Source organism: Streptomyces sp. NRRL S-1022, assembly GCF_000720135.1.
Lineage (GTDB): Bacteria > Actinomycetota > Actinomycetes > Streptomycetales > Streptomycetaceae > Streptomyces.
The window spans coordinates 201,313-223,235 of the sequence record NZ_JOIU01000001.1 but is presented as its reverse complement, the minus strand read 5'-3'; the positions used below and the strand labels follow the sequence as shown (position 1 = coordinate 223,235).

Annotated in this window: 24 protein-coding genes and 10 pseudogenes; 16 read left to right on the top strand and 18 right to left on the bottom strand. The window is 68.3% G+C overall.

What is annotated here, in order from left to right:
- Positions 1-62: 62 nt before the first annotated feature.
- Entirely contained in the window at positions 63-545 is a 483-nt protein-coding gene (locus IG05_RS0101075) for a TetR-like C-terminal domain-containing protein (protein WP_030338394.1), read from the top strand.
- A gap of 193 nt (positions 546-738) precedes the next feature.
- Positions 739-1,431 (top strand): hypothetical protein, encoded by a 693-nt coding sequence (locus tag IG05_RS43535; RefSeq protein WP_078893792.1) that lies wholly within the window; start codon positions 739-741, stop codon positions 1,429-1,431.
- Between the two features lie 22 nt (positions 1,432-1,453).
- Here the strand turns inward: IG05_RS43535 and IG05_RS48860 are convergent, their stop codons facing one another.
- Positions 1,454-1,771: an ArsR/SmtB family transcription factor gene (locus IG05_RS48860; RefSeq protein ID WP_051789354.1), complete on the bottom strand. Its 318-nt coding sequence runs from the start codon at positions 1,769-1,771 to the stop codon at positions 1,454-1,456.
- Between the two features lie 271 nt (positions 1,772-2,042).
- Here IG05_RS48860 and IG05_RS0101060 point away from each other — a divergent pair, with 271 nt between their 5' ends.
- Positions 2,043-2,528 carry a VOC family protein gene (locus IG05_RS0101060; protein ID WP_030338392.1) on the top strand — a complete coding sequence of 162 codons (486 nt, stop codon included), beginning with the start codon at positions 2,043-2,045 and terminating at the stop codon, positions 2,526-2,528.
- A gap of 79 nt (positions 2,529-2,607) precedes the next feature.
- On the opposite strand, the pseudogene IG05_RS44340 reads toward IG05_RS0101060, so the two are convergent.
- A pseudogene (locus IG05_RS44340) lies at positions 2,608-2,931 on the bottom strand (IS701 family transposase); the annotation flags it as partial.
- A 62-nt stretch (positions 2,932-2,993) separates the two neighbouring features.
- Here IG05_RS44340 and IG05_RS44335 point away from each other — a divergent pair.
- Together IG05_RS44335 and IG05_RS0101035 are read left to right on the top strand one after the other, a co-directional pair.
- Positions 2,994-3,793, top strand: a protein-coding gene (locus IG05_RS44335) for an IS5 family transposase (protein ID WP_234335710.1) whose coding sequence is annotated in 2 segments (ribosomal slippage) — positions 2,994-3,311 and positions 3,314-3,793 — 798 coding nt in all. Because the reading frame shifts where the segments join, the coding sequence is not laid out codon by codon here.
- A 498-nt stretch (positions 3,794-4,291) separates the two neighbouring features.
- A complete protein-coding gene (locus tag IG05_RS0101035) occupies positions 4,292-4,642 on the top strand; it encodes a DUF1036 domain-containing protein (RefSeq protein ID WP_030338389.1) in 351 nt (116 codons plus the stop codon).
- 409 nt (positions 4,643-5,051) lie between these two features.
- On the opposite strand, the gene IG05_RS49880 is transcribed toward IG05_RS0101035, so the two are convergent.
- Positions 5,052-5,186, bottom strand: a complete 135-nt coding sequence (locus tag IG05_RS49880) for a hypothetical protein (protein ID WP_267883295.1) — start codon at positions 5,184-5,186, stop codon at positions 5,052-5,054.
- Positions 5,187-5,455: 269 nt separating this feature from the next.
- Here IG05_RS49880 and IG05_RS0101025 point away from each other — a divergent pair, with 269 nt between their 5' ends.
- The 3 genes and pseudogenes from IG05_RS0101025 to IG05_RS50425 all read left to right on the top strand — a co-directional run bounded on the left by IG05_RS0101025 (position 5,456) and on the right by IG05_RS50425 (position 8,372).
- Positions 5,456-6,802, top strand: a complete 1,347-nt coding sequence (locus IG05_RS0101025; RefSeq protein ID WP_030338387.1) for a S8 family serine peptidase — start codon at positions 5,456-5,458, stop codon at positions 6,800-6,802.
- Between the two features lie 109 nt (positions 6,803-6,911).
- A complete protein-coding gene (locus IG05_RS0101020; RefSeq protein WP_030338385.1) occupies positions 6,912-7,148 on the top strand; it encodes a hypothetical protein in 237 nt (78 codons plus the stop codon).
- Positions 7,149-7,342: 194 nt separating this feature from the next.
- Positions 7,343-8,372 (top strand): annotated as a pseudogene (locus IG05_RS50425) (IS630 family transposase).
- Positions 8,373-8,400: 28 nt separating this feature from the next.
- Here IG05_RS50425 and IG05_RS0101005 read toward each other — a convergent pair.
- Positions 8,401-9,273: an SDR family oxidoreductase gene (locus IG05_RS0101005; protein WP_078893788.1), complete on the bottom strand. Its 873-nt coding sequence runs from the start codon at positions 9,271-9,273 to the stop codon at positions 8,401-8,403.
- Positions 9,274-9,417: 144 nt separating this feature from the next.
- On the opposite strand from IG05_RS0101005, the gene IG05_RS0101000 reads away from it, so the two are divergent.
- A complete protein-coding gene (locus IG05_RS0101000) occupies positions 9,418-9,822 on the top strand; it encodes a winged helix-turn-helix transcriptional regulator (RefSeq protein ID WP_030338382.1) in 405 nt (134 codons plus the stop codon).
- 160 nt (positions 9,823-9,982) lie between these two features.
- Here the strand turns inward: IG05_RS0101000 and IG05_RS41725 are convergent.
- Positions 9,983-10,771, bottom strand: a pseudogene (locus IG05_RS41725) (transposase family protein).
- Positions 10,772-10,921: 150 nt separating this feature from the next.
- Here IG05_RS41725 and IG05_RS50175 point away from each other — a divergent pair.
- The gene (locus IG05_RS50175) at positions 10,922-11,449 is read left to right on the top strand and encodes a GNAT family N-acetyltransferase (RefSeq protein ID WP_030338381.1); all 528 of its coding nucleotides are present in this window, start codon (positions 10,922-10,924) and stop codon (positions 11,447-11,449) included.
- Positions 11,450-11,458: 9 nt separating this feature from the next.
- On the opposite strand, the pseudogene IG05_RS44330 reads toward IG05_RS50175, so the two are convergent.
- Positions 11,459-12,261 (bottom strand): annotated as a pseudogene (locus tag IG05_RS44330) (IS5 family transposase).
- A 54-nt stretch (positions 12,262-12,315) separates the two neighbouring features.
- On the bottom strand, positions 12,316-13,131 hold the full coding sequence (locus IG05_RS0100980) for a phosphotransferase (protein ID WP_030338379.1): 816 nt from the start codon (positions 13,129-13,131) through the stop codon (positions 12,316-12,318).
- 163 nt (positions 13,132-13,294) lie between these two features.
- Here IG05_RS0100980 and IG05_RS0100975 point away from each other — a divergent pair.
- Positions 13,295-13,528, top strand: a pseudogene (locus tag IG05_RS0100975) (transposase); the annotation flags it as partial.
- A 38-nt stretch (positions 13,529-13,566) separates the two neighbouring features.
- Here IG05_RS0100975 and IG05_RS46520 read toward each other — a convergent pair.
- Positions 13,567-13,880: pseudogene (locus tag IG05_RS46520) on the bottom strand (transposase); the annotation flags it as partial.
- Positions 13,881-14,507: 627 nt separating this feature from the next.
- On the opposite strand from IG05_RS46520, the gene IG05_RS0100965 reads away from it, so the two are divergent.
- The 3 genes and pseudogenes from IG05_RS0100965 to IG05_RS44315 all read left to right on the top strand — a co-directional run.
- Positions 14,508-14,711 (top strand): cold-shock protein, encoded by a 204-nt coding sequence (locus IG05_RS0100965; protein ID WP_014670069.1) that lies wholly within the window; start codon positions 14,508-14,510, stop codon positions 14,709-14,711.
- A gap of 547 nt (positions 14,712-15,258) precedes the next feature.
- A complete protein-coding gene (locus IG05_RS50420; RefSeq protein WP_420707549.1) occupies positions 15,259-15,855 on the top strand; it encodes a DUF6233 domain-containing protein in 597 nt (198 codons plus the stop codon).
- 95 nt (positions 15,856-15,950) lie between these two features.
- Positions 15,951-16,198 (top strand): annotated as a pseudogene (locus tag IG05_RS44315) (LexA family protein); the annotation flags it as partial.
- 181 nt (positions 16,199-16,379) lie between these two features.
- Here IG05_RS44315 and IG05_RS0100955 read toward each other — a convergent pair.
- The 10 genes and pseudogenes from IG05_RS0100955 to IG05_RS0100930 all read right to left on the bottom strand — a co-directional run bounded on the left by IG05_RS0100955 (position 16,380) and on the right by IG05_RS0100930 (position 20,639).
- Positions 16,380-16,583: a cold-shock protein gene (locus IG05_RS0100955; RefSeq protein WP_030338373.1), complete on the bottom strand. Its 204-nt coding sequence runs from the start codon at positions 16,581-16,583 to the stop codon at positions 16,380-16,382.
- A 169-nt stretch (positions 16,584-16,752) separates the two neighbouring features.
- Positions 16,753-17,022, bottom strand: a complete 270-nt coding sequence (locus tag IG05_RS48850) for a hypothetical protein (RefSeq protein WP_234335739.1) — start codon at positions 17,020-17,022, stop codon at positions 16,753-16,755.
- 44 nt (positions 17,023-17,066) lie between these two features.
- A complete protein-coding gene (locus tag IG05_RS48845) occupies positions 17,067-17,270 on the bottom strand; it encodes a hypothetical protein (protein ID WP_234335738.1) in 204 nt (67 codons plus the stop codon).
- A 22-nt stretch (positions 17,271-17,292) separates the two neighbouring features.
- Positions 17,293-17,472, bottom strand: a pseudogene (locus tag IG05_RS50415) (GNAT family N-acetyltransferase); the annotation flags it as partial.
- A 42-nt stretch (positions 17,473-17,514) separates the two neighbouring features.
- Positions 17,515-17,832: pseudogene (locus IG05_RS48840) on the bottom strand (helix-turn-helix domain-containing protein); the annotation flags it as partial.
- Entirely contained in the window at positions 17,829-18,044 is a 216-nt protein-coding gene (locus tag IG05_RS48835; RefSeq protein ID WP_234335708.1) for a tyrosine-type recombinase/integrase, read from the bottom strand. The gene IG05_RS48835 and the pseudogene IG05_RS48840, both read right to left, overlap by 4 nt.
- Positions 18,029-18,706 (bottom strand): site-specific integrase, encoded by a 678-nt coding sequence (locus IG05_RS48830; RefSeq protein ID WP_234335707.1) that lies wholly within the window; start codon positions 18,704-18,706, stop codon positions 18,029-18,031. Before IG05_RS48830 ends, IG05_RS48835 begins: the two co-directional genes overlap by 16 nt.
- A 402-nt stretch (positions 18,707-19,108) precedes the next feature.
- Positions 19,109-19,291, bottom strand: a pseudogene (locus tag IG05_RS44310) (ATP-binding protein); the annotation flags it as partial.
- Between the two features lie 394 nt (positions 19,292-19,685).
- On the bottom strand, positions 19,686-19,898 hold the full coding sequence (locus IG05_RS0100935) for a DUF4287 domain-containing protein (RefSeq protein ID WP_030338368.1): 213 nt from the start codon (positions 19,896-19,898) through the stop codon (positions 19,686-19,688).
- Positions 19,899-19,967: 69 nt separating this feature from the next.
- Entirely contained in the window at positions 19,968-20,639 is a 672-nt protein-coding gene (locus tag IG05_RS0100930) for a DUF998 domain-containing protein (protein WP_030338366.1), read from the bottom strand.
- A gap of 116 nt (positions 20,640-20,755) precedes the next feature.
- Between IG05_RS0100930 and IG05_RS0100925 the strand changes: the two genes are divergently transcribed.
- Positions 20,756-21,379 carry a TetR/AcrR family transcriptional regulator gene (locus IG05_RS0100925; protein ID WP_030338365.1) on the top strand — a complete coding sequence of 208 codons (624 nt, stop codon included), beginning with the start codon at positions 20,756-20,758 and terminating at the stop codon, positions 21,377-21,379.
- Between the two features lie 181 nt (positions 21,380-21,560).
- Positions 21,561-21,890 (top strand): hypothetical protein, encoded by a 330-nt coding sequence (locus IG05_RS47540; RefSeq protein ID WP_030338364.1) that lies wholly within the window; start codon positions 21,561-21,563, stop codon positions 21,888-21,890.
- Positions 21,891-21,923 lie beyond the last annotated feature (33 nt).

Below are 21,923 nucleotides of genomic sequence, written 5' to 3'. Positions count from 1 at the left end.
ACTTCAAGCGCAACCCCGAGGCGATAGCAGAGTCGGAGCCACTGACGGAGCAGAGGTCCCGTTTGAGCGAGAACCGGCCGGCTGAGCCCGCCACCGCGTGCCCCGGCGGCCGTACCGCGAAGATACGCAGGGCCGTCCTCGACGCCACCGAGGGCACCCTGGTGACCGCCGGGTTCCACACCCTGAACATGGACCAGATCGCCGCGAACGCGGGCGTCGGCCAAACCACCATCCACCGCCGCCGGGGCTCCCCCGTCCAACTCGCCACCGACCTGCCCCGCGACATGGCCGAGCGCTCACTGCCGTCCGCCGACACCGGCAGCCTCGCCGGCGACCTCCAGGCCAACGCCGACCTGGTGCACGACTCGCTCACCGACCTCCGGATCGGCGCGCTGTCCCGCGCCGCGATCACGGCGGCGGCCTGCCACTCCGTCTGCGCCGGTACCCCACGCGGCTTCTACCGCACTCGGCCGGCCGAATGCACCCCCGTGGTGACCCGGCTGGTCGACCACGGCAAACTCCGCCCCGACATCGACGCCCTCTAACTCCACCAGACCGTCTCGACGCCGCTCCAGGGGCGGGATCAACTTCCCGCGCCCGGGGCGCTGCCCGGCGGTCTCGCCTTCGAGCTGAAGCTCGACGGGTACCGGGCTCCGGTCTTCACCCCTGGCCGTGGCGGTGGGCCGGTGCTGATGCGGTCCCGGCGCGGCGCCCTGATCCACGACCGGTTCCCGGACTTTGTGGCGGCCGCCGAGCGGTTTCTGCCCGGGGGCCTGGTCCCGACGGCGAGCTGCTGGTGGGAGTTGGCGGGGGGGGCTGTCGTTCGAGGCCTTGCAGCGTAGGGCCGCCTCGCGCGGGTGTACCGCCGTGCGGCTCGCTGCTGAGATGACGGCGAGCTTCGTCGCCTTCGACGTCCTCCAAGCCGGCGGCAGGCCTCTGCTGAAGGAGCCGTACGCTGTGCGGCGTGCACGGCTGGAGCGGCCGTTCACCAAGGACGCCGTAGCCCCACCGTGGCTGCTGTGCCGGGCCACCGACGATGTGCGGGTCGCGCAGGAGTGGCTGACGACGTGGACCCGGCAGCCCGGGGTTGAGGGACTGGTGATCAAGGGCCGGGCGCAGCACTATCCGCCCGGGGTCCGCGGCTGGTCCAAGGTGCGCCGCCGGGACACCACCGAGGCCGTAATCGGCGCGATCACCGGGACCCTGGCGCGGCCCAGGAGTCTGCTACTGGGCCGCTACGACACACCCGGCATCTTGCAGCCGGTCGCCGTAGTGGCCACCCCGTTGCCGCAGGGCCTTGAGGGAGAACCATGCCGTGCTCGGCCACCGCCATGGCGCTCCCCGCGCCGAGCCCGAGCGGCGCGCGGCCGGCTTGCTCGCGTCTCCCACCCGCAGCATTTCACCCCGTCGGACGGTGACCCGACGGGGTGAAGCAGCGCGCGCTCGTCCCCCGCTACTTGAGTCCGGTGTCGTGATGGAGCAGGGCCGTTCCGAGGGGGGTAAGGCTGTGCAGGACGGCAGTGCCGGTGCGGGTGGTGGCGATGAGTCCGGCCTTGCGCAGGACGGTGGTGTGCTGGCTGGCCGAGGACAGTGAGATGCCGGCGCGGTCGGCTGTCTCAGTAGTGGTGGCGGGGTGGCGCAGGCTGGCCAGGACGGCAGCGCGAGTGTGTCCCAGTGGGGGGCTGAGGGCGTTAGCAGCATGTGTGGGCTGCTCACCGACGCCGAGGGGGTAGGTCAGTGTCCAGGGCCGCCCGGAGATGCGGCCGTGCATGGGGCCCTGGGCGAAGTAGGAGGGGATGAGGATCAGTACTCCAGCCGTAGATCGTGATCTCCATGCCTGATGTGACTCAACGCTTCTGCTGGCGGATGAGCACTCGAGTTGGCGAGCTGTGCCTTCCGGTTGGCAGGGCAGGGCCTGCAGGTGCTCCGCAGGCAGGACTTGCAGGGCCACATCGACGCTTGACCTCAACCGAACTTGAGCTTTTAGGTTCCTTCCAGAGCCGCAGGAACCGACCAGCGGTGCCTTTTCAAGGAGGTTCGCCGTGACCGAGCGCACAGACCACATCGAGATCCCCGACCGTTACCGCTATGCCGTGATCCCGCACATCATGGTCGACGACGCCGCCGCGGCGATCGATTTCTACCAGCGGGCGTTCGGTGCCCGTGAGGACTTCAGGATCGACGCTCCGGGCGGCGGGATTCTGCACGCCGAGATCACCATCGGGCGGTCGACCCTGATGCTGGGCGACGCAAGCGTGGACGAGGCGGAGGCCGCCTCCTTCGCCGCGCCGACCTCGCTCGGCGGAGGTACCTCCGTCACGCTGCACGTCTTCGTGCCGGACGTCGACAGCCTGGCGGAGCGCGCAGAAGCCGCCGGCGCTGAGATCCTCCAGCCGCCGAAGGACATGTTCCACGGTGACCGCACCGTCATCCTCAAGGACCCTGCAGGTCACATGTGGGTGTTTCTGACCCACGTGGAAGACGTCTCGCAGGAGGAGCTTCGGCGCCGCCTGGCCACCGCCGGGTGACTGGTCCCCGTGCGCGCGGTGATCCGGACCGAATACCGAGCGCCGTACCTGACGGAACTCGCCGACTGAAACCGCTCGGTCATGCCTGGGCTGCTTGCCACCGGTAATGGCCGGCCCACGATCGGGCCTGGTGACGACGTCGCCAGTGGGACCAGCTGAGCCGGTGATCCGCGTCGTGGACGGGCTGGACAACGAGTGTGATGAACAGGCGCTGGATCTCGTTGCAGGTGAGTGGGATCAGCTCACCTGGCCCGGAGTGGTGGGCGTGTTCGTCGGCGCGTACGACGGCGAGGAAGGCGTGGGCGAGCATGGCGAGGGTGACCCAGCGGCTCCAGGAGGGGTAGCCGCGGACCTGGTGCTCATCGAGCCCGGCCAGGCCCTTCTCGGCCTGGAAGGTTTCCTGAGGTGGATCGGCGCTGGCTGCCGTGTCCGTGGCGCGGGTTGAGCGTTCGGCTCGGTGTGGGGATGTCACCGTGGATCGTGTCGGATGAGCTGTGGGACCGCCTGGAGCCGCTGCTGCCGCAGCGTGAGCGCCGCTCCCGGTATCCCGGCCATAAGGCGTTACCGGACCGGGAGGTGCTGTGCGGGATCCTGTACGTGCTGCACACCGGCATCCAGTTGGAGTACCTCCCGAAGGAGCTGGGCTTCGGCTCGGGCATGACCTGCTGGCGACGCCTGCGGGACTGGAACGAGGCCGGCGTCCGGCGACGGCTCCACGAGGTCCTGCCGGCCGAACTGAACGCGGCCTCGCGGCTGGACCGGTCCCGCTGCGTGGTCGACTCGTCCCACGTCAGGCGCTAAAGGGGCACACGGGCCCCTCGCCGGTCGACCGGGGCCGGACCGGTTCGAAACACCACCTCATCACCGACGGGCACGGCACCCCGCTCGCCGTGTCGCTGACCGGCGGCAACCGCAACGACATCACCCAGCTCCTGCCCCTGCTCGACGCGATCCCGCCGGTCCGCGGCCGGGTCGGACGACCATGCCGCGAACCCGACTCGCTTTTCGCCGACCGCAGCTACGACCACGACATCTACCGCGACCAAGTCCGCGAACGCGGCATCGTGCCGGCCATCGCCCGCCGCGGAACACGGCACGGCACCGGACTGGGCACCCACCGCTGGGTGATCGAGAGAAGCGTCGCGTGGCTGCACGGCTTCCGGCGCGCGCGGATACGCTGGGAACGCCGAGCCGACATCCACGAAGCGTTCCTCAGACTCGCCTGCTGCCTGATCACACACCGACAACTCAGCTCATTGCGTTAGCCGCTGTTAACGCCCCCCTCCAGATACCGCACGAGCACCGCGCGACACCTTCCAAGGCCCCGCTCGCATTTCTTGGGATTGGCGACTTGGTGTCCTGCATTCGTGATCGGATCTCCCTGATCACTCGCCAAGATGCGACGCGGATGCGCTGAAGCTAGTTTGGAGATGGGGGAGATTCACTCAGAGTGCTGGTAGAGCGGCGACCCCGGCGGGCGCTTCGCTCCTGGCGCAACGGGACCAACCGGCAACATGCCCGTTTCGAGGCAGCCTCAACCGAGGAAGGTGTCGCGTCATGGCAGAGAAATTGTCACGGGTCTGGACGGCGGACGAGGCTGCCGAATATCGGGGATCACGCCGTCCGGGCCAGACGGCCGAGGCGGTCCCGATGGACCGGACGGCGGAGGTCTCCAGCGGTGAGGACCACCGTCCCGGCGTGGAGAGCGACCACGCCGGCGACGACGGTCGCGGTGACGACCCCACGCCGCAGGAGGGATGACCATGGGACTCTACTTTCAGAACAGCACGTCGGGGACGGTTTGGGTTGCTTACGCCTACTCAAACAGCGACTGCGCTTCGGAGGGTGACCCGTGGTCGAAGAAAGGATGGTTCCAGGTCGCTCCGAGCACAGAGGTGAAGGTGCGTTCCGGCCCGGTCAACGGGGCGAAGTACTTCTTTTTCGCGGAGAATCAGGACAGAAGTCGGAGCTGGAGTGGCGAATTCACCACCCAACTTCCAGACCGGGCATTCGACTGGTGCTGGACCACGGGCAGCACCGATTCCCGACTGCTCGGCATGAGAAAGATAATCGCGCCGGTGACCTCGATCGACCATACGATCAACCTCACCTGACCCAAACGCCGGGGCGCGAAGCTGTCGGCTTCGGGACCAAGGTCCCTTGCATGATCGAGGTCTGCCCGGATTCATCCGGTGAGGCCGAGGAGGGCCAGGGGCCTTCGCCAGTCGGAGGTTGCGTAGGCCGGCCATGATGCGCGGGAGATGGCCGGCCTGCGTCCTTACCCCTGCCTGTTCACTTCGGTCGAGGGGCTGGACAAGTGCCGAGAGCGAGTATTTCGCGAAACCTCGCATCCTGCTCGGGAAGGATGGCGTCGTGTCCAACCAACAAGCCACAGACAACGGCCTGAGCAGTTTCTCGCCCTCACGGCCATCGCCGCGACACTCATATGTCACCGCAGGCTCACCAACTGAAATGACGTCTTATTAGTGCAAAGCGGTTGCCCGGGTCGGTAAGAACGCGGCGTCAGCCGCAGTCGTTGCTGTTGATCTTAAGCGAGCGGGTCTGGTCGTTGAGGTGGTAGGCGCGCAGGTCGTGGATGGAGCCGCCGCTGCGGGTGACGACCTGCGGAAAGCCGGGATGGAACATCCGCACGGTCAAAAAGGTGAACGTAGGCAGAGCCAAGTTCGTCTCGTGGAGCGCCGGGTACGGATGCTCCGTGCGTCGCTGTGGCATATGCCCGCATGGCAGCAACACAGCACCGCCCCGCTTTATCAGCGGCTTGCCGCAGCCCGACCTGGGACGATCCCGGGACTCATCGAGCACGGCAGAGAGTACGTCGTTGGGTCGGCAAATGGGTGCCGCCGGGGAGTGGCGACTCGTGAAGCACGGCCTTTCATCAAACGAGCGAAGAGAGGGTGTGTTGAGTGATGATGAGCGTGCCGGGTGAGTTTGGTGACGGCGAGGTCGACGGCGCTCTGTCGGAGTACCTGCGGGGTGAGGCGGGCGAGCCGACGGGGCGTTATGTGCTGACCTTGGCCGATGATGTGGTGGGCGATGCGAACGCGATGAGGGCGACGTGCCAGTCGTTGGCCGGAGTGTCGAACGTCGTGGAAAGTCGTGAGCTGTCCGAGGGCGCCGCTGAGCTACAGGAGCTAACCGAGTCGGAGGCCGTGCTGTATCCCACGCTCGGACTCGCGGTGGTCGCCAGTGCGGAGGACCGGTTGGAGGCGTTGAGCACGGCGGCGGCCGAGGACGAGCGGATCGAGGCGGTGGAGCCGGAGCTGATGGTTCATGCGCTGCAGCAGCCGGGGGTGATCGCTACGGAGTACCTGCGGGGGTATCGGGACGCGGCGAGCGCGCTATATGAGCACGCCAACGGCGGTGCTGCCGGTGTCGCGGTGGAGGCCGCGCCGTTGTTTGCCGACACGGCGGCGTTTACCTGGGGCCTGCAGGCCGTACGGGCCGACACGTCCCGGTTCAGCGGGCAGGGGGTGCCGGTCGCGATTCTGGACACCGGGTTCACGATGCTCCACCCCGACTTTGCCGGCCGCCGCATCACGAGTAGATCGTTCGTCACCAACCAGGCACCGGACGACGGTCACGGTCACGGCACACACTGCACCGGCACCACGTCCGGGCCGCAGCGCCCGCCGGGGGGCACCCGTCGCTACGGCATCGCCCACAACGACAACATCTTCATCGGCAAGGTTTTGGACAACCAGGGCAGCGGAACCGATGGGCAGATCCTTGCCGGCATTGAATGGGCCGTGAATAACCACTGCCGGGTCATTTCCATGTCCCTCGGAGCTAACGTGCCCACCGTGTCGGCGGCCTATGAGGCGGCCGGCCGGCGGGCGCTGGCGAACAACTGCTTGATCATTGCCGCCGCCGGCAACAACGCCGACCGCGCCCACGGCAGCTTCGGGTTCGTCGGCAGGCCGGCAAACAGCCCGTCCATCATGGCTGTCGGCGCGGTAGACTCCCAACTGGACATCGCGAACTTCTCGGCGCGTAGCAACCCGGTCGTCGGCGGCCAGGTCGACATCGTCGGACCCGGCGTGAATGTGTATTCCTCGTGGAAGATGCCCGACCGGTATAAGACGATCTCCGGCACCAGCATGGCCACCCCGCACGTGGCGGGCTGCGCCGCATTGTGGGCGCAGGCCACCGGCATGGGCGGCGCCGCCCTGTATGCACTGCTCATCCGGTCCGCGCGGCGGCTTCCCATCTCCTCCGTGGACGTGGGCGCGGGCCTGGTCCAGGCCCCGCAGTAGTCGCTCCCCTCGGTTGGCCGGCCGCCCCGTCGGCCAACCGGTCACAGGCCCCGCGGCCCCGTGGATATCCGGCCACTGGCGTCAGCAGCCAGAACCTGGAGGTGTCAGCATGGACCAGAACATCATGGTCACCGTTGAGGACGCTCACCAGGAACGTATCAAGGCGGTTGCAGACCAGCTTCGGGCCGCCGGAATGCGGGTCCGGCAGGTTCTCCCCACGATTGGCGTCATCACCGGGACGGTGTCAGATAGCCAACGGGACGCAATCGGCAATGTGGGGGGCGTTGCCCGGGTAGAGGAACAAGAGGCGCCCCAGGTACCACCCCCGGACGCTGAAATTCAATAGAGAGGGTTACGGGGTCTCAGTAGGCCTGGGTTTTGGTTGGAGACCCCTGAAAAGACATTTTGACCTGCCCGCCGCCGTCACTTGATCAACCGTGCTTTCACCCTGGGACCGTACCGGGAATCATCTCCTACTGAGGTTGAACTCGTGGTGTCGTAGGGGCTGATGGCTCGTCGCCCGTGCGGTATCACCGGGGCATGCGGTATCCACAGGGAGGCGGGCTGACTGCCGAACGGCAGCAGTTCCGCGAGGAGTTGCGGCTCAAGGCGGCCGAGCGGTTCGCCCAGGGCGAGGCGAGCTCGGTCATCGCCAAGGCTCTGCGCGTCAACGTCCGCTCGGTACAACGGTGGCGGCAGAAGTGGGACGAGGGCGGTCCGCGGGCCCTGCGGTCGCAGGGGCCGGCATCGCTGCCGAGGCTGAGCCAGGAGCAGTTCGCGCAGCTTGAGGCGGAGCCGGCCAAGGGGCCAGCCGCGCACGGCTGGGAGGACCAGCGCTGGACACTGGCGCGGATCAAGACGGTGATCGGTCGGCGCTTTCACATGGCCTACACAATCCAGGGCGTGCGGAAACTGCTGGCGCGTAACGGCTGGTCCTGGCAGGTCCCGGCCCGACGGGCCATGGAGCGGCACGACGGGGTGGTGGCCGGGTGGGTCAAGGAGGTGTGGCCCTGCGCGGAAGACTCGCGGCGGCCCGTGGAGCCTGGCTCGTCTTCGAGGACGAAGCCGGATTCTCCATGACGCCGCCGCACGCGAAGACCTGGTCACAGCGCGGCCGGACCCCGGTGGTACGGGTCCGCGGCCGCTCCCGCAGACGGATCTCCATCGCCGCGCTGACCTGCTACAAACTCGGTCACCGCTCCAGGCTCATCTGCCGGCCCCGCCATGACGACGGCCGTCGCGATGGGCGCAAGAGCTTCTCCTGGCGCGACTACCGGGACCTGTTGATCGCAGCACACCAGCAGCTCGGCGGCCCGATCGTTCTCGTCAAGGACAACCTCAACGTCCACAAGGCCGCCGACCTGCAAAAGTTCGCCGAGGCCCGGGACTGGCTGACCATCTACTATCTGCCGCCCTACGCACCCGACCTCAACCCGGTCGAGGGGATCTGGTCCCTCCTGCGACGCGGCTGGCTCTCCAACGTCGCCTTCGCCTACGGCACATCCAGTACCGCAGCGAACTCATAGACGGCTGCCTCGCCGAGACCGGCCTGACGATCAGACCCACCTGAGCAACCCGGCCACATCACAAGTTCAACCTCAGTCATGCAGGGCGGCCGTGAGTGCCTCGGCCAGGGTCACGGGCGGGCGACCGATCAGGCGGCGCAAGTCGCCAGAGTCGGTGTACATCTCGCCGCGGTTCATGCCGCGGTCAGCGTCAGCAAGGACCTCCGCCAGCTCGGCGGGTAGGCCCGCGGCGGTCAGTACCTGGGCGAAGTCGGCCACCGGGAGGTCAGCGTAGGTAACCTGCTTTCCGGCCGCAGCGGAGATCGCGGCGGCGAGCTCAGTCAGGGTGAAGGATTCGTCGCCGCCGAGCTCGTACACGGCGCCGGTGTGGCCTTCAGCGGTGAGGGCGACCGCTGCGGCCTCGGCGTAGTCGGCGCGGGACGCGGCGCTGATCCGCCCCTCGCCTGCGGCGCCGACGACCGCGCCGTTCTGCAGGATCTGCGGCAGTTGGCTGGTGTAGTTCTCCAGGTACCAGCCGTTGCGCAGCAGCACGCTGGGGATTCCGCGGTCCCGCAGATACGCCTCGGTCTCGCCGTGCGTGGCACCGATGACGGTGGTGGCCGTGTCCGCGTGCGTCGTGCTCGTGTACGCCACTAGCGACACGCCTGCGGACGCCGCGGCGTCGATCACGCGGCGGTGGTTGGCGACCCGCTCGCCCACGGGGACCGAGGCCGAGATCAGCAGCAGCCTTTCCGCCCCCGCGAATGCCTCGGCCAGGCCGTCGGTGTCCGTGAAGTCGGCGCGGCGTACCGTGATGCCTCGGTCGGCCAAATCCTTGATCCCGGCGATGTCCCGGCCGGTCGCGATGATGTCCGCGGCCGGGATCCCGCGCCGCAGCAGTGCCTCGACGGTGAGCCTGCCCAACTGGCCGGTGGCTCCGGTGACGACGATCGGCATGATGGTCATTCCTTCCATCCGCGCGTGCCTTGCACGCCTGCCGCGGTCCGTCCGCCGCGGGATGGAACACAGAATGACCTGGACACTCTCTGTTGGGGAGTAGCCACTTCTTGGTAGGGTACTTACCGCAGCGAAAGCATTGAGGTGAGCCGTATGGCTGCTGTCGAGAATGTGACCGGGCCCATGCCGTCATTCGATCCGTACGAGCGCGGCTGCCCGTCGCGCGACCTGCTCGACCAGATCGGCAGCAAGTGGGCGGTCCTCGTGCTCGGCGAACTCGGCCGGAGCGGGACCTCCCGGTTCGGCCAGCTCCGGCAGGCGCTGGCGGGCGTGAGCGAGAAGATGCTCACCCAGACGCTGCGCACCCTCGAACGCGACGGGCTGGTCAGCCGGACCGTCTACCCAGAGGTGCCGCCGCACGTGGAGTATGAGCTGACCGCGCTCGGCCAGACGCTACGGGAACCGCTGAAGGCGCTCACGGAGTGGTCCGTGCTGCACATCGAAGAAGTCATCACCGCCCGCGAAGAGTACGACGACCGCACTGAGCGCACCAGGTAGTCCGCGGCGGCCAGCGGTCTGGTCATAGACGGCCGCCTCGCCGAGACCGGCCCGACAATCAGACCCACCTAAGCCACCCGGCAACATCACGAGTTCAACCTCAGTAACAAGTTGGTGCGTGACAGCGGGTGAGGTGTGTTTGCCTTGCTCACGGCCGCCTTTAGGTGTTGGCCGTGCGGTCGGAGACGGGGCTGGCGATGGCGCGGTAGGTGTCGGGCAGGCGGTCGCGGCGATGTGTCCAGCGAATCAGTTGCTTCCAGCGTTTGTGATCAGCGAGAGCGTGTTCGACGGTGATGCGGTCGGACGAGTGGCCGTGGCGGTCGTGTTCTCACTGCTGGACTCTGCCAGGCAGTGCTCCCGGCCGGGGTTTTCTCGGCGGCGTGATCGCTTGCCCGCGGTGGTCGCGGCTCAGGCCCAGGTAGCCGTCGTCCAACAGGACCTCGACGTCGGGGAAGTACCGGAAGCAGACAGCGATGCCCTCGTGGCGGGCAGCCGTGGCGTCGTGCATACGCCCAGGTCGCAGGGCATCGGTCCATAACGTGCGGCCCCGCCAGTCGGCGATCACGGTGGCCTTCATCGTGTTCTGCTTCTTCTTGCCCGAGACGAACGGTCCGAAGCCGCAGGCCGGGACGGTCGGGAACCGCGCACCCCCGCTCCGCCAGGAGCGTGCGCACCTCTCCGATCGCCCGGGTGACCGAGTGCGGCAGGTCGTGCCGCAGATGGATCGGTGTGGCCACCAGCCGATAAATGAACACCATTTGATGGCGGGCGCCGACACCTTCGCCTCGTACCGGACCCAGCCTCGCGCAGCATGGCGACGACCCTCGACCCCGGCCTGCCACGGCACCGCCAACTCCTCGACCAGGCACGCAAGATGACGCCGGGAGATACGCGTGAACAGCCGATGCGCCAGCACCGCCCGACTGACCGTGATCGCCAGCGGGATCATGCCAGCCACCTGGCACGACACCTCACCCGCTGTCACGCACCAACTCGTTACTGCTCGTTTCAGCATGAAGTGCTTGACGAGAAGTGTCGGCTCCTGCGGCTCGCACAGGCTGGCCAGTCTTATTTGATCCGCCGCCACGAGGATCAGCCCATGCGCAGCAGCACCAGGATCCGTCTGATAGAGCCCACCGATGCCGGCCCGATCGCCGCGCACCGGGTGCGGGACTTCGAGGCTTTCCGACCGCGGGAACCGGACCAGCCGGCAAGCTTCTTCACCCCGGAGGGCCAGGCGGAGCGGATCGACAGGCTGCCGGCCGGATACCGGGCCGGTACGGTCTGGCCGGGTGTGGTGCTCGCCGACGACCTGGTGATCGAGCAGGTCACCGTCGGAGGCATCCTGCCGCAGCCGCACCTTCGCCGCGGTTCCGTCGGTTACTGGATCGCCAGCGTCGCCCAGAATCAAGGGCACGCCGGGCGGGCCGTCGGGCTCGTACTCCGGGTCATGACGGACGAACTCGGATTGCACCGCGCTGAGGCGTCCGCCAACCTGGAGAACCTTCCGTCGCAGCGGGTGCTGCGCCGCAACGGATTCAGCCCGTGCGGCGTCGCGCACTCCTCGATCTTCCTCGACGGGAGCTGGCGGGACGCGTTGCTGTGGGAACGGGTCCTGGGTGACTGACTGATCGTTTCACAGCGAGGTCCGCAGGCGGCGGAGGCAGATGAGGCTGCAGGCCAGTTCGAGGAAGCCCTGGTGGAGGTCCGCGCGTCGTTCGTAGCGGATGCGGAGGCGTTCGAACTGGTGCAGCCAGGCGAACCCGCGTTCGACCACCCACTTTTCCCAGTCCGGAGCCGTGGGCGACGCCGCGTCGGGCGATCATCGGCTTGATGCCGCGCTTCCACAGCAGGCGGCGGTACTTGTCGAAGTCGTAGCCGCGCGGTCGGCGTACAGGCGGCGGGGTTAACGGCGGGGCTGTCCCCGGATGCCTCGGATCGGTGGGACTGCGTCCAGTAGGGGCAGGCTGAGTGACGTCGTGTCGGTTCCCACCGGTGAGTGTGACGGCAAGCGGGGTGCCGTCACGGTCGACTATCAGGTGTTGTTTGGAGCCGGGACGGGCGCGGTCGACAGGTGAGGGACCGCCGTGCCCCCCCTTTGAGCGCCCGGACGTGGGATCCGTCCACCGCGCAGTCGTCCGGGTCAAGGAGGTCGGCGTGACGCAACTCGGCCAGCAGAGCGGCATGCAGGCGGGGCCAGACGCCGGCCTCGGTCCAGTCCCGAAGTCGGCGCCAGGCCGTCACCCCGGAGCAGCCCACCGTCTCAGCCGGGACGTCACGCCAGGCGACACCGGTCCGCAGCACATAGACGATGCCCCCGAGGGCCGCACGGTCCGAGACTCGCCGCCGTCCCGGGTAGCGATGACGCCGCTCGGGTGTGGGCGGCAACAGCGGAGCCACGCGCTCCCACAGATCGTCAAGAACAAGATCAGCACGCACCCCGAAAACCCTGCCGACCAAGATCGACGAACGCAAGATCCCAGCTCAACTCAGTCACTCCAGCAGCACTGTCGTGAACCTCTCGTGGTGCGTCACCAGCCATTCCTGCATGCGGTCCCAGCGTTGCCAGCCACCGCGCTCGGCCAGAGCCTGGGTGTAGACGGGGTCCCCGCCGGCCACGCGGTCGGCGACGAAGGCCCGGCAGGACGCGGTGGCCTGTTCGATGACGTTGGGCAGTTCAGCGCGGTCCTGCCGGGAGAGCCCGTAGCCGTCGGCGAGGATCCGCAATCGCGTCGGGGCGTCCAGCCCTGCGGGATAGAGAGCCGTCGCGGATTCGGGATCGAGCATGGGAACCCAGTACCGGGCGGTCATGGCGACGTCCCACAGCGGTCGGCCGGGGGCCGCCAGATCGAAATCGATCAGGCCAGCCGCACGACCGTCGCGGAACACGACGTTCTCCAGACACACGTCGTTGTGGCACAGCATCGTCCCGCCCTCCGGGTCGGCCAGGTCCCGGGGCCACTCGACACCTGTATCGACCGGGATGGTCGCGCTGGCCTCGTGCAGGCGCCGCAGCAGGCTTCCCACCGATCTCAGCGCGGTCTGCGTCATCGCCCAGCGCGGAAACGGGGGCAGGGCGACGTCGCCGGGGACGAAGGTCAGCCGTTCGCGACCGTCCGCGGTGAGACCAACCGGCGTCGGAGCCGCGTCGAAACCGTGCTCGTTGAGCGCGAGGAGGTAGGGGTGGAGGGTGCGCGCGGTGCGCGGGGCCGGGCGTTCCACCAGGTGGCCACGCCGGACGACTGCGCCCGCGTTCACCATGCCGCCGACCAGTGCCTCTTCCCCTGTCGCTTCACCCTCAGCTGCCATGTCGATCACGTTATCGCCAGGTCGGCCGCGTGAGGGACGTTTCGAAATGTGCTTCGAACTTGCTCGTTCACCTGGGCGTTCGCCGGACGCTGAGGCGGCCTTCGTCTGATCATGTGCTCCGACCAGGGTGCACCGATCGAGACGAAGGCCGTGAGGGTGAGTCTTGCTGCCTGACGCCGGTCCCGGGGAAGCGTTCGCATGGGCGTCACGCTTCCGGGAGGCTTCACTCGACTGTCTGACCGCGCGCGGGGATGAACTGTTCGAGCTCGCGGACGCTTTGCTGTGCGTGGATGGTCCGGTGACCTCGCCGGTGGATCTGACGCTGGTGGCCGAGCACCGGCGTAGGCACGGCGCGATGTACGAGGCGGTGAACTGCGGGATCGTGGACGTGCCGCGAGGGTGATGGCGGCCCAGGTGATCAGCGACTCGGAGTGCCCCGACGGTCTCGGCGGCCTTGACGGACTGGGGGTCGATGACGGTTGCGACCGCTCCGGTGCCTTGCCCATCTCGCGGCGGATCCGTTTGCGGAGCTGGTCACGGATCTGCCCGACGATGCCGGCGGCGGCCCAGCGGGCCATGAAGTTGCAGAAGGTCCGTTAGGGCGGAAACTCGTGGGGAAGGGCCGGCCACTTGCATCTGGTGTCGACGACGTACCGGATCGCGTCCACGATCTCCCGGTGGGGGTGCTTCTCCGGCCGGCCGCCGATCGGGGTCTCGCAAGCCGGTGTCGGCAGTAGCGGTTCGATCAGTGCCCATTCGTCGTCCCAGGTGTCGGAGGGGTAGCAGCGTCGTCGCGGTGTTCGTCGTGGCGCTGCCCAGCGGTGGGAATGTCCGCGGCAAGCACCGGCGGCCCTTCTCCGACGAGGCGGCCCGCGCCCTGGCCGACGATGTCAATCTCGCCCGCCTGTACAGCACGGACATGCAGGACGGTTCCGTCCGCGCCATCAACCCGGCCGAACGCCAAACCCCCCTCGGCCCCCTCCAGCCCGCGAATCCGACGTGCCAGACGCTCTGCGGCGACATCGCGCGCGTACACCTCGCCCGCGCCCGGCACCCCGGTCACACGCGGTCACACGCGGTCACGAAGGAGCCGGCTGGACGGCGAAGAGCTTCCTCAAGCGGCTTGACACGACATAGCAGCCTCGGGGGCAGGTACCGGGCTTACCTTGGCATCCCGTGTGCTGATTCTGGCGCGTTATCGGTAGCGGCTGCCGCCAAGCCGTTATAGCGTTGTGATTCAGCAGTCGTGGTTCCGAAGTTCTGTTCGCCCGTGATCGCCATCACGGGCGTTCTTGCTGTTCAGCGCCTCTCCGGACCAGGGCGATCACCTCCCGGCGCGCAGGGTGCGTGCCCGGTTTCCCTCGAAGGAGACAGTCATGGCTAAGGGCACTGTGAAGTGGTTCAACAGCGAGAAGGGCTTCGGCTTCATCGAGCAGGAGGGCGGCGGCCCCGACGTCTTCGCCCACTACTCCAACATCGCCAGCCAGGGTTACCGCGAGCTGCAGGAGGGCCAGAAGGTCGAGTTCGACGTCACCCAGGGCCAGAAGGGCCCGCAGGCGGAGAACATCCGCCCCGCCTGACGCCCGCCTCAGTAAGGCGCGGCATCCCGGCTTCGGTAGACGGCTTCCTCGTGAAGATCGTTTCTGAGGTTACACGCGCGGCGGGAGCAGGCGGCCACTGGTGCCGCCTGCTCCCGCCGCGGTGTGCTTCACGATCCTGCGGGCAGCACTGCACGAGGTAGCGCTCCGCGCCGTGAGCGGTGTCTTCGCCTCTCGACAGGGCTCTGGCCGCTGGACCGCCGTGGCTACTGACCTTTCCGACGTTATGTCGTTGAGGGCTGACGATGTGTGATCGTCGCGGTATGCCAGTTGTGTGGACGTCCGCAGGCCATGGAGAACACCCTGCGCGACGTCCTCAGCCACATCCGGCCGCAGGGTCACCCGAGCTGGAAACTCAACACCTGCCTGGTGAGCAACGCCCAGCTGACCAAGTGGTGGGCAGCGCTGGGTGTCACCCCCGCAGTGGCAGACTCCTACCGAGTAGGCGCGCTGGAGTCGACCATCAGACGCGGACAGGCCGCGGCCACGTGCCGATGTACGTGCCAATAGTGATCCGATTCCGTACGGTTTGAAGAGCGGCCGGTGCAGGCCGGTCATCCGTCAGCAGGCCATCGACGCGCTGCGTCGCCAGGTGGCGCCCTGCGTGCACTGCCACCCGGAAGCGAAACTGGAACTAGCGGCTGGCCGGCCACGAATGTCACAGGCCACGGCCAGGGCTCCGGGCGAAGCCGGCAGGCCGAAGGGCGACGCCCGCGACAAGTGGCGTGGGGCCCAGCCTCAACTCGCCGGGCCCCACAGGGCCAGGCGTAACGCCCGGCGCATCGGCACGGCCAGCCTACGGCCCCTCGCCGCAACCCGTGACAGCGGTCCCGTGCGACGTGCGAACGGAGCGCGGAACCGCCGAGACGCGGCTGTCGCAGCCCAGCAGTCACCGGTGTGCACGGCGTCCACGTTCGTCTTGTTGAGGCCGTACCGGATCAGCCACTCCGGGTCCGGAGGGCGCCGCTGCTCACCCTGGTGGCGTTCAGCCTCCCTGCGTTCCTCATCAGCGATCCACCGGTCGATCCGGGCGAGGGATGCCGCCGTCTGCTGGATCACGACCCGGCGTGGCGGGCGAATCGGAGCAGTTCCCGCCAAGGCGATTCGTTCACGCATTCGATTATAAGGTTTCCCGCATAAGTATTCGATCATATGTTCGGTAACCTGGGTGTGAGCTACCCACGGAGCCTGTGCGAAACAAGATCCCGCCCCCGGGGGAGCGTACTGACCCTGCCCCGGCGTCTCGTCGGCGACGGCCAGCTGTTGCACTGAAAGTGCGGGGCGGCAGCATGATCGAGGCCGCGATCTGTGACGGCAACATCGTCACGGTCCGCCGCCAGGACTCCGCCGACTCCGGCGACATCGTCGCCGCGCTTCTGGACGGCGAGGCCACGGTCAAACGCCTACGCCGCGAGGGCGGCCACTTCTGGCTGACGCCACAGCCTCTGAGCGAAGCGCCCCGCGGTTGACCTGGCCGCACCCGACGCGGGCAGGCCGCAGAATGCACGGACTGTGTGCGCTGGGTGTGCGTGCCGCGTCGGTTTTGGGAGGCCCGCGCTGGCATAGCGGCAACGGAGGTACGGCGAAGACGCGAGAGGGGACCCGGCATCCGGGCCCCCTCCATGTAGCGCAGGTGGGGCCGCGGCGGCGTCAGCTGCGGATGATGTTCTCGGCCTGGGGGCCCTTCTGGCCCTGAGTGACGTCGAACGTAACCTGCTCGCCCTCGACCAGCTCCCGGTACCCGTTGCCGGCGATGTTGGAGTAGTGCGCGAAGACGTCCGGTCCGCCGCCGTCCTGGGCGATGAAACCGAAGCCCTTCTCGGAGTTGAACCACTTCACGGTGCCGCTGGCCATACTGCGTCCTTCGATCTCGCCGGGGGTGCCGGCCGTGAGTTGAGGTATCGGGATCTTCCACGAGAAGACACCCGGCTCCGTTCTACCCCGACCTGGCCTCGGTCATACGATCATCCGCCCACGAGTCGTATGCGGCCTGGGCGGGTAGTGGCGTGGCCGCGAAGCTGACTCAGTGGCCGGTGCCGGCCCTGTCGGTCTGGATGTGGTCGGTCAGCGCCTGGCACAGAGGGCAGTCGCAGACGCGGCGGGGAGCGGCTGGGGCCGGCCAGGCATCGGGGCGGTGCCCCAGCGTGCGGCGGACGTCCCACGGCCGGGCGGCGAGGCGGGGCGGGGCCGGGCGGGTGATCCGGGACCGAAGGAACGTGAAGAGGACTCCAGTGCGCCGCATGGCCGTGATGTCGGCTGTGGAGATGTCGTTCGGCGCGTCTTCTGCCGTCATGGGCAGGTCAGACACGGTGGTCTTGGGAGGGCGCAAAAGGGGGATCACCGTGGGCCCACCGTATCGGCCAGCTCGGTGGACCTCGCGTGCGGGCGGTTGCCGACGGCAGCGGTGTGGGTGCGGGTGGTCGTCCACGTGGCGCCGTGGGGGGCCATGTAGGAGCGCTGGCCGTCCTGTGCCGTAGTGCGGCCGAGGTCCAGTGTCGTGTAGCCCTCGGCCGTCGGGTCGTCGCACAGCGAGTGCAGCAACGCATGCCCTGGTCTCGCGGTGTGCGGGGTCCATCGCAGTGATCAGGGAGTACGCGCGGTCCCGGCGGCGCAGGCACAGCTGGGCAGCCACGGCATGGCCGTCCAGGGTCAGTGTGGCGATGAACGCGACGTGGGCGCACTCCTTGAGGACCTGGCGCCAGGGCGGGCTGAGGTCCGCCGCGTTGACGGTGGAGAGCCGCAGGGCCGCTGCGTGGTCGGTGCAGGTCCTGCAGCACGTCGTAGGCGAGCGGCCGTCCCGGCGCTCGGGGACCACCGCTCGTGCGGCGGTCCCCGCCCCAACCACGGCTCGCTCCGTCCCTTCCGCCTGCCGCGGGCGGCGGACCTTCTCCGGCTCGGGGATCAACAGGTCACCGATCTCGCAGCCGAGGACGACGCAGATGACGTCCAGGTCCTCCAGCTTGAGCGAGACCGGCTGACCGGACCACAGCCCGGACATCTTCCCCGCCGAGATCACCAACCCGTGCTCGGCCAGCCTTCGTTGGAGTTCGGACGCCTTCCAGACACCGTTGTTCGCGGCGGTCAACCGCAGGTTCCACCTCATCGGGTCAGCCCTTCCAGCCGCTTCGCGGCCCGCTCGGTCCCGGCGACCCCGGCGTCCTCGACCCGAGTCTGCTGTACGTGGACGTACCGCATCGTCGTAGCGATCCAGGAATGCCGCAAAACCTTCTGAATTGCGAGCAAGTCCATCCCGTTCTCATAGAGTTGGGACGCACAGAAGTGCCCCAGGACATGCGGCGTCAGCTTCTCGCCCAACCCGGCAGATGTGCCTTGGCCGCGTCCTTGAGTCCGCCGCGCAGGGCGTCGTCGCCCACCCGGCGCGAGGAGCCGTCGGCGTTCTTCCGCTCGGAGGGAAACAGCGGGGTGCCCGGGCGGGTGTGGTCATGGTCGAATTGGCCCCACACGTCCTCGATGAACCACCGCAGCGTCCGGTCGGCGCCGTTGATCAGCGGGACCATCCGCTCACGCGGGCCCGAGCCGGGGGCGCCCTTGCCATGGCGGACGTGGAGCTTGCCGAAGCGTCCCAGGTCCCACTCGACGTCCGTCAGGTCGAGCTTGCACGCCTCGCTGACCCGCAGGCCGACCGGGGACATCAGCTTCGCTGCGGTGTAGTTCCTGGCGGTAGGGGCGAACTTGCGGCAGGTGGCCAGCTCGCCGCCCCAGCCGGTGAACAGCGTCCCGACCTCCGGCCCGGTCGGCGGGATCCGCAGCTGGGCGTCCTTGGCGCCGCGCGGCCGGTTCATCTCGTCGATCGGGCACTCGACCACCCGGCCGGTCATCCGGTGTAGTTCGACCTTGTGCCGCAGCTTCAGGAACAGGAAGTACGTCGTCAGCGCCTGCGACCGGGCCAGCCGGGTGCCGCTGGGTGAGTTCCGCAGCACCTTCCCGAAGTACGCGTCGGCGTCGGCCGGCTCCATCTCCCACAGCGGTCGGCCGAACCAGGTCCTGATCTGCTCCAGCGCCCGACATACCCCCGGATCGGGCCGCCCGCCAGGGCCGCCGAGGCCCGTGCGAGAACGAACCCGGACAGCAGGTCGATCTCGAACCGCTCCAACTCCTCCGCGACGCGGGCGCCCAGTGCTCAGGCAGGTCCCGCACGACCGCCAGCGCTGCCGACCCGAGCCTCCTCGCCTTCGTTCCGACTGCGGATCGGTCGGACGAAGTGAGAACACCTCAACGATCCCGAAGTCACGTCAGAGAGCGGCAGAGCACCCCAAGGAGAAAGAACTCCCTGCCCACGGGGTCGGGGAATCAGTCGGGCTCAGGAGAACTCACGGGATGTCGCACAGTCGTCACGTCAAGATCGACAGCTTGCACACTCAGCCGACCTTGGCGGGTTCCTCGGCCCGGGCTCGTGTGCTGGCGAGGCGATAGGAGTCAGTGCCGGTCTCGATGATGGTGCCGTTGAAGGTGAGGCGGTCGACGATGGCCGCGCAGAGCACGGGGTCGGTGAAGGTCTTGGTCCAGCCGCCGAACGATTCGTTCGAGGCAATCGCGACCGCCCGGCAGGGCCTGGCGCACCGCATCGGAGGCGGCCGCGGCCTCACGTTCGCGCTCCGCCCGCTCCTGGGCGGCCGCACGGGCGGCATCGCGGCGGGCCTGCTCCGCGCGGGCCTGCTCCCGCCGCCGCACGAGGCCCTCCGCCTCGATGGCTGCCTGCTCCCGCAGCCGCTCCTGGAGGACCCGGCGGCGCTCGCCCTCACTCAGGCCGGGCAGCTCCCGGTCGACCTGCACCGCGATCTTCGCCCGCCTGGTTCTGTTCACGAGAACCAGCATGGGTTGTTCGTGACTTTGGGAGGCGCCCCGCGGTCGGCGTGTTCGATGTTCACGAGAACCGACTGCACCTCGGGTGGGGCGTGAGTTCCGCCGCCCGCAGAACTCACGCCCCACCCGGGGTCAGTTGCCGGCGCGCTCGGCGAGGGTGTGGGCGACGAGAGCGTTGGCGTGCCCATGACCGAGGCCGTGCTCGGCCTTGAGCCATGCGACGAGTTCCATGTGCTTGGTCAGGGGTGAGGTGCGGATCAACTCCTTCCACTCCTCGATCGGGCGGCCGTACTTCTTCTCGATCGACGGGAAGTAGCTGGCGGGGCCTTTCAGCGGTGCGGCCATGACGAACCATCCTGTGTGTCTGAGTGTCGTGGTCTCGGGTTGTTGCCGTGCGAGCAGGAGCTGGAACCGCTACGGCCGTGACGTCGGCGCGGGGCTGGCCAGCCGGGCGGTGGCTGCGGTGAGTGCGAGGAGGCCGAGGCCGGCTGCGGCGGTGAAGGCCGCCACGGTGGTGGCGGAGGCGGCGAACCCGGCGATGATCCCTAGCGGTAGCAGGCGGTAGGCCAGGGCCCAGCCGTGCCGGCCGTGGGCAGCGAAGTGTCGGGCCAGCACGAGGAACGCGGCGCACAGCGCAAGGTAGCCCACCATGCCGCTGAGCATGTGGACCGTTCCGTGCCCGGTCAGCGTGGCCGGACCGTCCGGTGTCCCGGCCGGGAAGCCCGCACCGGGATCCGCCTTGAAGACTCCCGCGAGCACGAAGGACGCACCGAAGACGCCGACCAAGCGCGGCACCCAGGTGCCGCCGGCGGTGCGGCCAATCGCCCGCCGCAATCCCACCGCGCCGGCGGTGACCAGCGCACCCGTGACCAGGAAACTGGCGACCTGGATCCAGCCCAGCGAGCCGAGGCTGAGCTGGCTGATGGCATTTCGGCTGAAGTCGAAGCCGGTGCGCGTCAGGCCCGCGAGCACCCCCACCGACAAGAACAGCGGGCCTGCCACCGCTCCGCAGGCGAGCAGCGCGCGGGTGGCGACCGGAGCCGAGGCAACACGGCTGGCAGCCGGTCCATGGATTGCCTGAGTCATACGAGATCCCCTGAACAGAGGTGCACTAGAACTGGACTGTCCAGTACTGCAGAACTGGACGGTACAGTACTGGCTGTGGAACTGGACTGTCCAGTACTCTCGTTTGAGGAGGAGACATGGAAGCGAACGAACCAGGCGGACGCTCTGCCCACAAGCACCAGGCGATCATGGAGGCCGCGACAGCGGTGTTCATGGAGAAGGGCTACGCCGGCACGAGCATGGACGACATCGCCAAGCTGGCCGCCGTGTCCAAGCAGACGGTGTACAAGCACTTCTCTGACAAGGAGAAGCTGTTCACCGAGATCGTCCTGGCCACCACCGACCGGATCGATGCCGTGATCGATCTGGTGGCCGGCATCCCCATCGACGCTGACGCACTGGAGGAGAACCTGCTTCGGCTGGCCCGCCAGTTCCTGACCACGCTCACCCAGCCCCAGGTGCTCCAACTGCGGCGCCTAATCATCGCCAACGCCGACGCTTTCCCCGACCTGGGCGCCACCTGGTACGAGCAGGGATTCGAGCGGGTGCTGGCCACCCTGGCCGACACCTTCCACCACCTGGCCGAGCGGGGTCTGCTGCGGATCGACGACCCCCTTCTGGCCGCCAACCACTTCTGCGGCCTGCTGCTGTGGATCCCGGTGAACAAGGCCATGTTCCACGGCAGTCCACAGCACACCCAGCCCGAACTCGACCACTACGCCGACGCGGGCATCCGGACCTTCCTCGCCGCATACCGCTGACCCCCGCCGCCGAACCGGACTCCCCCGGCGGCACGCACGCCCCCTGGGCACCGGCCCGATCGCCAGTACTGCCCAGCCCCGCGAACATTTCGATTCTCAGCGAAAGCCAGGCTGCCTCCCGAACCCGCCCACAAGTGCTGCCCGTTCTCGTGAACAAAGCCACCCGCCGGGCCCGCCGGATGTGCACCACGGTGCCGCAGTTCTCGCACTCAGCCCCGGTGCCCAGCCGGATCCCGTCATCGCACCTGCGGTCCGAGCACGCCTGACGCTGCACCAGGCCACGCCGCGTCAGCCACGGGAACGGGCGGTCGACCAGGGCCTCGCCGCCGGTCTCCTCCAGCCGGCCGGTGAACCGGTCGGCCAGAGCCACCCGCAGACCAAGATCAGCCTGTCGTCTTGCAACGGCGCTGTCTTCCCCGTGGCGGCCAGCGACGTCATCCAGCGCTACCTGTGGCTGTTCGGCCCGTGCGAGCTGAACCTGACCACCTGGATGTGCGCCCGTCTCACCTGAGGGACCTAGCAGAGCGGTCCCTCTTCGGGGATG

What these genes read in the sequence shown, in the direction of transcription:
- IG05_RS48850 (WP_234335739.1), bottom strand. Translation starts at nt 17,022, where the DNA reads ATGACGGCAGAAGACGCGCCGAACGACATCTCCACAGCCGACATCACG.
- IG05_RS0101005 (WP_078893788.1), bottom strand. Translation starts at nt 9,273, where the DNA reads ATGACCATCATGCCGATCGTCGTCACCGGAGCCACCGGCCAGTTGGGC.
- IG05_RS48860 (WP_051789354.1), bottom strand. Translation starts at nt 1,771, where the DNA reads ATGCACGGCCGCATCTCCGGGCGGCCCTGGACACTGACCTACCCCCTC.
- IG05_RS0100955 (WP_030338373.1), bottom strand. Translation starts at nt 16,583, where the DNA reads ATGGCCAGCGGCACCGTGAAGTGGTTCAACTCCGAGAAGGGCTTCGGT.
- IG05_RS0101025 (WP_030338387.1), top strand. Translation starts at nt 5,456, where the DNA reads ATGATGAGCGTGCCGGGTGAGTTTGGTGACGGCGAGGTCGACGGCGCT.
- IG05_RS0100925 (WP_030338365.1), top strand. Translation starts at nt 20,756, where the DNA reads ATGGAAGCGAACGAACCAGGCGGACGCTCTGCCCACAAGCACCAGGCG.
- IG05_RS0101020 (WP_030338385.1), top strand. Translation starts at nt 6,912, where the DNA reads ATGGACCAGAACATCATGGTCACCGTTGAGGACGCTCACCAGGAACGT.
- IG05_RS50175 (WP_030338381.1), top strand. Translation starts at nt 10,922, where the DNA reads ATGCGCAGCAGCACCAGGATCCGTCTGATAGAGCCCACCGATGCCGGC.
- IG05_RS0100935 (WP_030338368.1), bottom strand. Translation starts at nt 19,898, where the DNA reads ATGGCCGCACCGCTGAAAGGCCCCGCCAGCTACTTCCCGTCGATCGAG.
- IG05_RS0100965 (WP_014670069.1), top strand. Translation starts at nt 14,508, where the DNA reads ATGGCTAAGGGCACTGTGAAGTGGTTCAACAGCGAGAAGGGCTTCGGC.
- IG05_RS0100980 (WP_030338379.1), bottom strand. Translation starts at nt 13,131, where the DNA reads ATGGCAGCTGAGGGTGAAGCGACAGGGGAAGAGGCACTGGTCGGCGGC.
- IG05_RS0101035 (WP_030338389.1), top strand. Translation starts at nt 4,292, where the DNA reads ATGGGACTCTACTTTCAGAACAGCACGTCGGGGACGGTTTGGGTTGCT.
- IG05_RS48830 (WP_234335707.1), bottom strand. Translation starts at nt 18,706, where the DNA reads ATGGAGCCGGCCGACGCCGACGCGTACTTCGGGAAGGTGCTGCGGAAC.
- IG05_RS0101000 (WP_030338382.1), top strand. Translation starts at nt 9,418, where the DNA reads ATGGCTGCTGTCGAGAATGTGACCGGGCCCATGCCGTCATTCGATCCG.
- IG05_RS0100930 (WP_030338366.1), bottom strand. Translation starts at nt 20,639, where the DNA reads ATGACTCAGGCAATCCATGGACCGGCTGCCAGCCGTGTTGCCTCGGCT.